Source organism: Gordonia sp. p3-SID1431, from assembly GCF_025143765.1.
Taxonomy (GTDB): Bacteria; Actinomycetota; Actinomycetes; order Mycobacteriales; family Mycobacteriaceae; genus Gordonia; species Gordonia hongkongensis.
The window spans coordinates 1-7820 of record NZ_JAMBDT010000159.1 but is presented as its reverse complement, the minus strand read 5'-3'; the positions used below and the strand labels follow the sequence as shown (position 1 = coordinate 7820).

Below are 7820 nucleotides of genomic sequence, written 5' to 3'. Positions count from 1 at the left end.
ACGACCACGTTGGTGGTCTGGACCCGTGCCCGGCAGTCGCCGTCGGTGAATCGGACCCGGGTGAACACCTCGTCAGCACCGTCCCGGTCCTCGTTGAGAACCGAGCTCGGAACGACGAACTCCCGGAGATACTCGAGCCCGCGGTCGGAAGCCCGGAGGAACCCTTCGGTCCCGACCGAGGTGCCCGGGAAGTTGCGGTCGTAGAGGTACTGCTCCCGGCCGTCGTCGCCCAGCACGATGTAGTGCATTCCACCGCAACCCCGATCGTTGATGTGGGTGACGAATCCGACCGCGTCCGCTCGTGTCATCGGATACAGGCCCTGGATGATGATGCGGTTCTTGCCGGCACCGGTGATGTTCTGGTCGACGATCGTCAGCGTCGCGCCCGGTGTGCGCGCGGGTGCTGCCGAAGCCGTCGTCGCAAGCGGCGCGGCGACGCCGATGACCGCGGCGATCGACAGTGTCGCGCCGAGGCGAGCGATGACCTTGCCACGACTCCGGGGCGCGCTCATGACCGCACCGCCTCGACGACGCGGTACTCCCAGTCGATGGAGATCCCGCCGGGGACCGGTTGCTGCCGAGACTCGGCGAGGGAGATCAGATCGGCACGCAGTGCGTGCTTGCCGCCCTCGTCGAGCTTCGACGCCGCGGAGAACGTCGGACCGTAGTAGCCGAGGAACAGGTCCGCGAAAGCGGCCGCGTCGACGAACCGAACGGTCAGCACGGCGGTGTGCGAATCGACCGAGTGCACACGATCGCCGAACAGCGATGCGACGTACTGCTGATCGCCCCACCGGGTGGCGGGACGCGCGCCCGGCGGCGGCGTCACGTGGCGGCCGACCGCGGCGAGCATTCCACCGACGAAACCGTCTGCGGTCCAACTCGTGACCACGATCTTTCCGGCCGGGCGGACGACTCGGGTCAGTTCGCGCGCGGCCTGCTCGTGATCGGCGGCGAACATGATGCCGATCGACGAGATACCGGTGTCGAACGCGGCGTTGCCGAACGGCAGGACCTCGGCCGGGGCTTCCACGAAGTCGACGTCGAGATGTTCTGCGGCTGCCCGACCCCGGGCGATGTCGAGTAGTGCCGGCACGTAGTCGATCGCGGTGACGTCGCCACCCTGGCGGGCAGCGGCGAGCGCGGAGTGGCCGGTGCCGGTCGCGACGTCGAGGACGCGTTCGCCGGGGATGACCGATGCCGCGACCACGGTCGCTTCATTGACCGGCACGGTCAGCGCGGCGATACGGTTGTAATCGCCGCTGCGCCAGACCTTCTGCTGCTTCTCCCGCAGCGATACCAGGTCTGGTGAGAGAGATGTCGTCATCGGATTGTCCATTTCTGTGTGGTGGGACGACTGGCCGTCGGTGACCGTTGTCGGTACCGGCGCACCACAACAGTCGGTCACCGGGCATACGGACGGCATCGGTGAGGACCTCCCATCTTTCGCCGAACGTCCTTCCCATGAATGGGTAGACCCACCTATTCGAGCGACGGGCGGCCTACACTCGGACGGTGCGATTGTTGGAGAGAACCGAGCAGTTGTCGCAGATCAGCGCGGCATTTGACCGGTTGCCGGTGGGTTCGGCATTCTCCATCGCCGGCGAGAGCGGTGCAGGCAAGACGACGCTGATCGCGCAGGTGTGTGCGACCGCCCGGGACGTGCGTGTGCTGCGGGTGGCCTGCGATCCACTCGACACACCACGTCCACTGGGTCCCGTCAAAGACCTGGGCATCGGTGTGCAACCGATGATGCTCGCCGACGTCTGCGAAGCCGCTTTCGCTCATCTGGGGGCTGAACCGACGCTTCTCGTGGTCGAGGATCTGCACTGGGTCGACGCCGCGTCGACCGATGTACTGAGGTTCCTGTGTCGACGCATCGAGTCGATGCCGCTCGTTCTGCTCCTGACTCATCGAGAGCTCGAGCCCCAGGCGGCAGCGCGTGCCCTGCTCGCCGAGGGCGTGTGCCGGATCGAGCTGCCGCCGCTCAGTGTCGAGGCGATCGCGGAATTGGTCGAGGGTACGGGTCTCGATCCCGTGCGGGTCCATGCCGCGACCGGAGGTAACCCCTACTTCGCGACCGAGGTCTCCCGCGAACCCGGCCTGCCGATCCCGTCGTCGGTGCGCGATGCGGTCCTGGCGCGGACGACCAAGGTCAGCGCGGCCGATTTCGAAGCCCTTCAACTGATTGCGGCGTCGCCGGAACGGGTGTCGGATACCGCGCTGCCGGTCCTGCGGATCGGTTACCCCACTCTGCAGCGTCTCGCCGACACGGGACTTCTGGAATGGGGGCCCGACGGCACTCTTTTCCGACACGAATTGGCCCGTCGGGCAATCGAATCCACGATTCCGCCGGGTGGGGTGGCCCATCTGCACGCGCAGCTCCTGGACGCACTCGAGCAGCTGGGCACCGTGCACCCGTCGGTGTTGACCCACCACGCCGTCGCCGCCCGGGACTCCGACCGCGCCGTCCGTCATGCCTGCGCCGCAGCCGAGGACGCCATCCGCGGCGGAGCGCACACCGAGGCCGTCGCGTACTACGAGATCGCCAAGCAGCACCAAGTCAATGCTCCGGCTCGCGAGCGTGCCGAACTGTTGTTGGCGCTGGCCAACGAGCAGTACATGGTCAGCCGACTGCGCGATGCGATAGCCAGTGTGAACGAGACCTTCCCGTTGTGGACCGAACTGGGTGACGACACCGGGTTGGCCACGGCACATGTGGCCGTCGGGGTCTACGAGTACTACAGCGCGCATCGGCAGAGCGCGGAATCGCACCTGGGTCGTGCAGCGGAGATCGCCAACGGGACGGGGGCGTCGGCGGTGTACAGCGAGGCGCAGATCCACCGCGCGTTTCTCGCGTTCATGCGGGGCGACGTGTCGGGAACGGCGTCCCTGCTGGCCGACACCGCGTCGGCATCCGACGAGGAACTGCGGCTGTGGAACAAGGTCGTCTCGGACTCGGCTGCGCTGTCCACCGGCGAAGTCGACTCTCGCAGAAGACTTCTCGATCACATGGAAACCGCCCGCACCCTCGGCTTCGACGAACTCGCATCAACCGTCTATTCACAGGTGGCCAGTCTCGATGTCGAACAGGGAAGGTACCGGGCTGCCGACCGGATCCTCGACGCGGGTCTCCCGTTCACGGTGGAGCGCGACATCCAGATCTGTCGCCACTGGCAGACCGCGGTGCGGAGTCGCCTGCATCTGACCCGCGGACACTGGAACGGAGCCCTCGAGGACGCCGGGGCGGTCATCGACGCCGACGGGATGCCGATCGCCACGCTGTGGCCGCTCCTGGTCACCGTGCTGGTGCCGCTCCGATGCGGCGCGTCGTTCGACATCGACGAGATCGAGAACGCCTGGACCCTCGCCAACCAGATCGATGAACCCCTCCGACGGCTCGCGGTCCTGACCGCCCTGGCGGAGATCAGTTGGATGACCGGGACCGAGGACGCCCGGGTCACCGCGGCGCACACCCTCGACGATGACGGAACAGAGTGGGGCTCAGGGAGTCTCGCCGTCTGGCGTGCGAGGCTCGGGTTGTCGACGCAGACCGGGCCGATCGCGGCGCCGTACCGATTGTCGCTCGACTGTCGGCACGCCGATGCCGCGCGTTGGTGGTCAGACGCGGGTGATCCGTTCGCATCGGCGATGTGCTGGTTGGATTCCGACGACCCAGCCCGTGGTGTGACGATGCTCGACGGACTCGGCGCCGCGGGTACCGCCGATCGTGCGCGTGCGTTGATGCGCGAACGGGGTTGCGCCACCGTCCCGCAGCGCCCTCGGCCCACGACACGAGTGAACCCCGGTGGCCTGACGAACAGGCAACTCGAGGTCGCCCGCCTGGTGGCGGAGGGACTATCGAATTCGGAGATCGCCAAGCGGCTGTACATCTCGTCGAAAACCGCGGACCATCACGTGTCCGCGGTCCTGGCGAAGCTGGGTATGACCTCGCGTCGTGAGGTGCTCGCGCAGGGCGTCGAGTTGGGGCTCCGGTAGCGCGAACCCGCGGAACGAAAGAGAAGTGGTGGGCATCGCCCGGCGGTGTTAGCGTGAGCCGCGCTGTCCGGTGGGGGCAGCACGAGACCTGGAGGTGAGTCGATGGTTGCCGTCGAGATCGCTGGCATCGTCAGCATCCGAACCATCCCTGTTCCTCCAGCCCGTTGCTGATCCTCGAACACCGTTCTCGCACAACCGACTGAGCTGCGAGTCGGATGACTCCTGGGGTCGCGGGCTTTCCTCGAAAGTCCCCAACAGTGAATTCTGCAAGTAATTCGTCTTTTCCCGTCGAGCTCGCCGCTCTCGGCTGGGACAAGCATTTCTCGACCCTGTACACCGACCGCGCGTCCGACGACGAGCTACCAGCTCGCGTCGTGCGGGTGGATCGCGGCGGGTGCGACACCATCACCGCATCAGGTCCGGTCCGCGCCATCCGCGGTGTCGGGCGCACTGCGGAGCGCGAACAGTCCGTGTGCACCGGCGATTGGGTGGTGCTGCGCCGAGACGACGGGCAGGCCCGGATCGTGCACCTGTTGCCGCGCCGGACGGCGATCGCGCGCGCGAGTTCGGATCGGACATCGGAACGGCAGGTACTCGCCGCCAACGTCGACACGGTGATCATCGCGGTGTCGGTCGCGAACAGGGTGAATGTCGGTCGCATCGAACGCCTGCTGACGTTGGCCTACGACGCCGGCACCCGGCCGATCATCGCGTTGACCAAGTCGGATCTGGTTGACGATCCTCTTCCGGGTGAGGCGATGGTCGCCGCGGTCGCTCCGGGCGCCGACATCGTGACGACGAGCACGATCACCGGCGCAGGCGTTGATCTCCTCGAGTCCACCATGACCGGCACCGCCGTCCTGCTGGGCTCGTCCGGCGCCGGCAAGTCGAGCCTGGCCAACGCTTTGCTCGGTCGTGAACAGATGGCGGCCAGCGAGATTCGGGCGGCCGACGGAAAGGGCCGGCACACGACGGCGCACCGCGAGCTGCTGCTCCTGCCGGGAGGCAAGGTACTCATCGACACACCTGGTCTGCGTGGGATCGGGGTACAGGATGTCGCCGAGGCGGCCGGCCGTACGTTCGCCGACATCGAGGAGTTAAGTCGTGAGTGCGCGTTTCGCGATTGCGAACACCGCAGTGAGCCGAGATGTGCCGTGCAGGAGGCGATCCGGGACGGCCGCCTCGACGCCGGCCGTCTGGAACGCTATCGCAAGCTGCTGAGGGAGAGTGAGTGGTCGGCCGCTCGGGGCGACGCCCGACAGGCGAGCAAGCGGAGCAAGCGGGACAAAGCGATCACGCGAGACATTCGCGCGATGTACCGGTTCCGGGACCGGCAGGCCTGACGGGGCCCTTCGTGACGCGCCCTCCGCAAGCTCCGGGCGCTCCTCAGGGAGCAAGGGTGGGTCGCCCTCCGCAAGCTCCGGGCGCTCCTCAGGGAGCAAGGGTGGGTCGCCCTCCACAAGCTCCGGGCGCTCCTCAGGGAGCAAGGGTGTGTCGCCCTCCGCAAGCTCCGGTCGCTCCTCAGCGAGCGAGGCCGCGCTGGTCGTCGACGGACCCGTCGAGGTTGGCCAGCGCGGCCCGCGCGGCTTCGAGTTCCTGACTGAGTTCGTCGATGCGGCGTTGCGCGGCCGTTCTGGCCGATTCGATGACGGCGTCGACCGCGGCGATCGCGGTCTCGTCATCGAGCTCCCGCATCGCCCGGGCCACCCGGTCGGCGGTGATCTCGACGGGTTTCGCCAGCTTTCTGGTTCCGACCGCAACCGACAGTGTCCACGTGCTCTCCCCCGCCGCGGTGATGGTGACCGTGGTCGGTGCGGTCGGCGCCTTGGCCTTTCGCGACGGACTGGTCGTCGCCGGCGCCGGCGCCGACTCCGCCGCCCTCGGCGGGGCATCCGTCGCAGGACGCGCCTTTCGGGACGGGCGTGCGGAAGTCGATTCCTCGTCAACTGTTTTCGATGAGGACGTCGGTTGTGGCCTCGGGGGCGTCGGCTCGGGGGTGCGTCTCCGGGCCGCCGTCGTCGCGGTGGAGGCGACGGCTGCCGGTCGGCTACGGCGCAGTTCGTCGGCTTCGAAGGGCAACTGGTCGTCGACGCCCCTCGGGCTCACCGTCACTGTCGAACCGTCGATCGACACGACTCGCGCCGAGGCGCCGGCCTCCAGGTTCAGCGATGGCATCGCATCGCGCAGATAGACCGTGGCTCGCTTACCGGCCGCGAGTGCTGCGGACAGCGACTCCAGGTCGTCGGGACTCAAGCCGGCCCTCGTCTGTGAACTCACCGCGCCATTGTCGCACATGCGTGCGAATCAACGTTATCCATCCCTGCGTCGCGCCATTGGTGCTTCGCCGTTTGCGCAGTTCAAACCTAGTAGCTGTGACCGTTATCGTTTCGTGACCCTTCGCATCGGTGTGGCCTCGAACGTCGCCGCCGGGTCTCTGCGGAACGTTCGCGGCCCTAACGTTCTCGGGGAAGGTAACGGGTCTTCGGAGGGACAACTTGTGACAGAGGCCAGCACCCCGACACGCACATCGTCGGTCGCGACACGCGAGACCCCGATTGCCGATCACGCGTATGCAGGCGTCACGATCGCGGCGCTGCTGTGCGCGACCTCGGCAGCGACATTCCTGACGCTCTTCCCCTGAACCTGCCGTCCCTCAGACTTCGAGTGGAAAGCACCACAAGTGCTCATTGCCGGTGTGTCACCTGCGTCGACTTCGGTCCGCAGGTGGCACACACCACTTGACGATCGCACATCGGCGCCAGGAGGCCCGTCTTCAGCCCGCTGTCACCCGGGTGAGCTGTTCAGACACCGCCCACAGACGCGATGCTGCTTCGTGATCACGGAACGGTTGCCAGGGTTGCCGTAATCCGGGTGGCCCGCCGGCGTCACCGGGCCACTGTGGTCCGAAGAACGCATCATCGGGCGTCTCCGGCTGCGTCGCCGCCATCAGGGCTGGGAGGGCAGCGGTTTCGACGGTGCCCACACCGACGCCGTGCCGCGACATCCACTCGATCACGCGCCGGCCGCTCGTCGGGGCGGTCCTGCCGACCTCAGGACGAGCTGCGAGAAGGCTGGTCGGGGCGACTCCCGGATGTGAGATCACGCTCGTCACATCCCAACCGGCAGCGCGGCTTCGGCGTCCGAGTTCGAGTCCGAACAGCGCGCACGCGATCTTGGACTGGCGGTAGGCCTTCATTGCGTCGTAGTGGCGCTTCCAGTTCAGATCATCCCAATTGATCGAGCCTCGTTTTGCCGCGATGCTCGTCTGCGAGACCACCCGTGCCTTCCCGGACCGGAGCAGCGGAAGCACCGCGACGGTCAGGGCGAAGTGTCCGAGGTGGTTGGTGCCGAACTGGACCTCGAATCCATCGCCTGTGGTCAGGCGTTTCGGCGGAGTCATGATCCCGGCGTTGTTGATCAGGATGTCGCTCGGTGTGCCGTCCGCCCGGAGCCTGCCGGCAAGCGCCTCGACCGATGCCATCGATGACAGGTCGACGTCCTCCATCGTGAGTGTGGCGGCGGGGTGACGATCGCGAATGCGCTCGACCGCCCTCGCCCCCTTGTTCGGATCACGCACCGGCACGACCACTTCCGCACCGGCGCCGGCGAGTGCATTCGCGATCTCCCACCCGATGCCGTCACTCGCGCCGGTCACGACCGCTCGACGGCCCGTGAGATCGGGGATGGACAGGGTGTATCTGCTGTTTCGTGTCATGCGGAGGTCCTGACGGACTCGGAATGTTCTCGCTTCCAGTCTTGTGTCGGTCCGCACCGTTATCCACGGCCTGTCGATCCGTGGCTCCGCGGTTCCGGGCGCGCAA

The 7820-nt window shown here is 67.1% G+C and carries 7 protein-coding genes; 3 read left to right on the top strand and 4 right to left on the bottom strand.

Annotated elements, in window-relative coordinates:
- Window positions 1–512 (bottom strand): hypothetical protein (locus tag M4D77_RS23070; RefSeq protein ID WP_259937585.1); only part of this gene is annotated, 512 nt, incomplete at its 3' end.
- Window positions 509–1327 carry a class I SAM-dependent methyltransferase gene (locus M4D77_RS23065; RefSeq protein ID WP_068970861.1) on the bottom strand — a complete coding sequence of 273 codons (819 nt, stop codon included), beginning with the start codon at window positions 1325–1327 and terminating at the stop codon, window positions 509–511. The genes M4D77_RS23070 and M4D77_RS23065, both read right to left, overlap by 4 nt.
- Window positions 1328–1515: 188 nt before the next feature.
- Between M4D77_RS23065 and M4D77_RS23060 the strand changes: the two genes are divergently transcribed.
- Window positions 1516–3999, top strand: a complete 2484-nt coding sequence (locus M4D77_RS23060; RefSeq protein ID WP_259937581.1) for a LuxR C-terminal-related transcriptional regulator — start codon at window positions 1516–1518, stop codon at window positions 3997–3999.
- 257 nt (window positions 4000–4256) lie between these two features.
- The gene (rsgA, locus tag M4D77_RS23055; protein ID WP_259937579.1) at window positions 4257–5342 is read left to right on the top strand and encodes a ribosome small subunit-dependent GTPase A; all 1086 of its coding nucleotides are present in this window, start codon (window positions 4257–4259) and stop codon (window positions 5340–5342) included.
- Between the two features lie 178 nt (window positions 5343–5520).
- Here rsgA and M4D77_RS23050 read toward each other — a convergent pair whose 3' ends face one another.
- The gene (locus M4D77_RS23050) at window positions 5521–6294 is read right to left on the bottom strand and encodes a DUF6319 family protein (RefSeq protein ID WP_259937577.1); all 774 of its coding nucleotides are present in this window, start codon (window positions 6292–6294) and stop codon (window positions 5521–5523) included.
- A gap of 202 nt (window positions 6295–6496) precedes the next feature.
- Between M4D77_RS23050 and M4D77_RS23045 the strand changes: the two genes are divergently transcribed.
- Window positions 6497–6640, top strand: coding sequence for a hypothetical protein (locus M4D77_RS23045; RefSeq protein WP_205334347.1), 144 nt, complete (start codon window positions 6497–6499; stop codon window positions 6638–6640).
- A 132-nt stretch (window positions 6641–6772) separates the two neighbouring features.
- Here the strand turns inward: M4D77_RS23045 and M4D77_RS23040 are convergent, their stop codons facing one another.
- A complete protein-coding gene (locus M4D77_RS23040) occupies window positions 6773–7714 on the bottom strand; it encodes an SDR family oxidoreductase (protein WP_259937576.1) in 942 nt (313 codons plus the stop codon).
- Between the last annotated feature and the right edge of the window lie 106 nt (window positions 7715–7820).

Bases quoted from the DNA above. Each gene is read 5' to 3' on its own strand.
- M4D77_RS23050 (WP_259937577.1), bottom strand. From the start codon at position 6,294: ATGTGCGACAATGGCGCGGTGAGTTCACAGACGAGGGCCGGCTTGAGT.
- M4D77_RS23040 (WP_259937576.1), bottom strand. From the start codon at position 7,714: ATGACACGAAACAGCAGATACACCCTGTCCATCCCCGATCTCACGGGC.
- M4D77_RS23065 (WP_068970861.1), bottom strand. From the start codon at position 1,327: ATGACGACATCTCTCTCACCAGACCTGGTATCGCTGCGGGAGAAGCAG.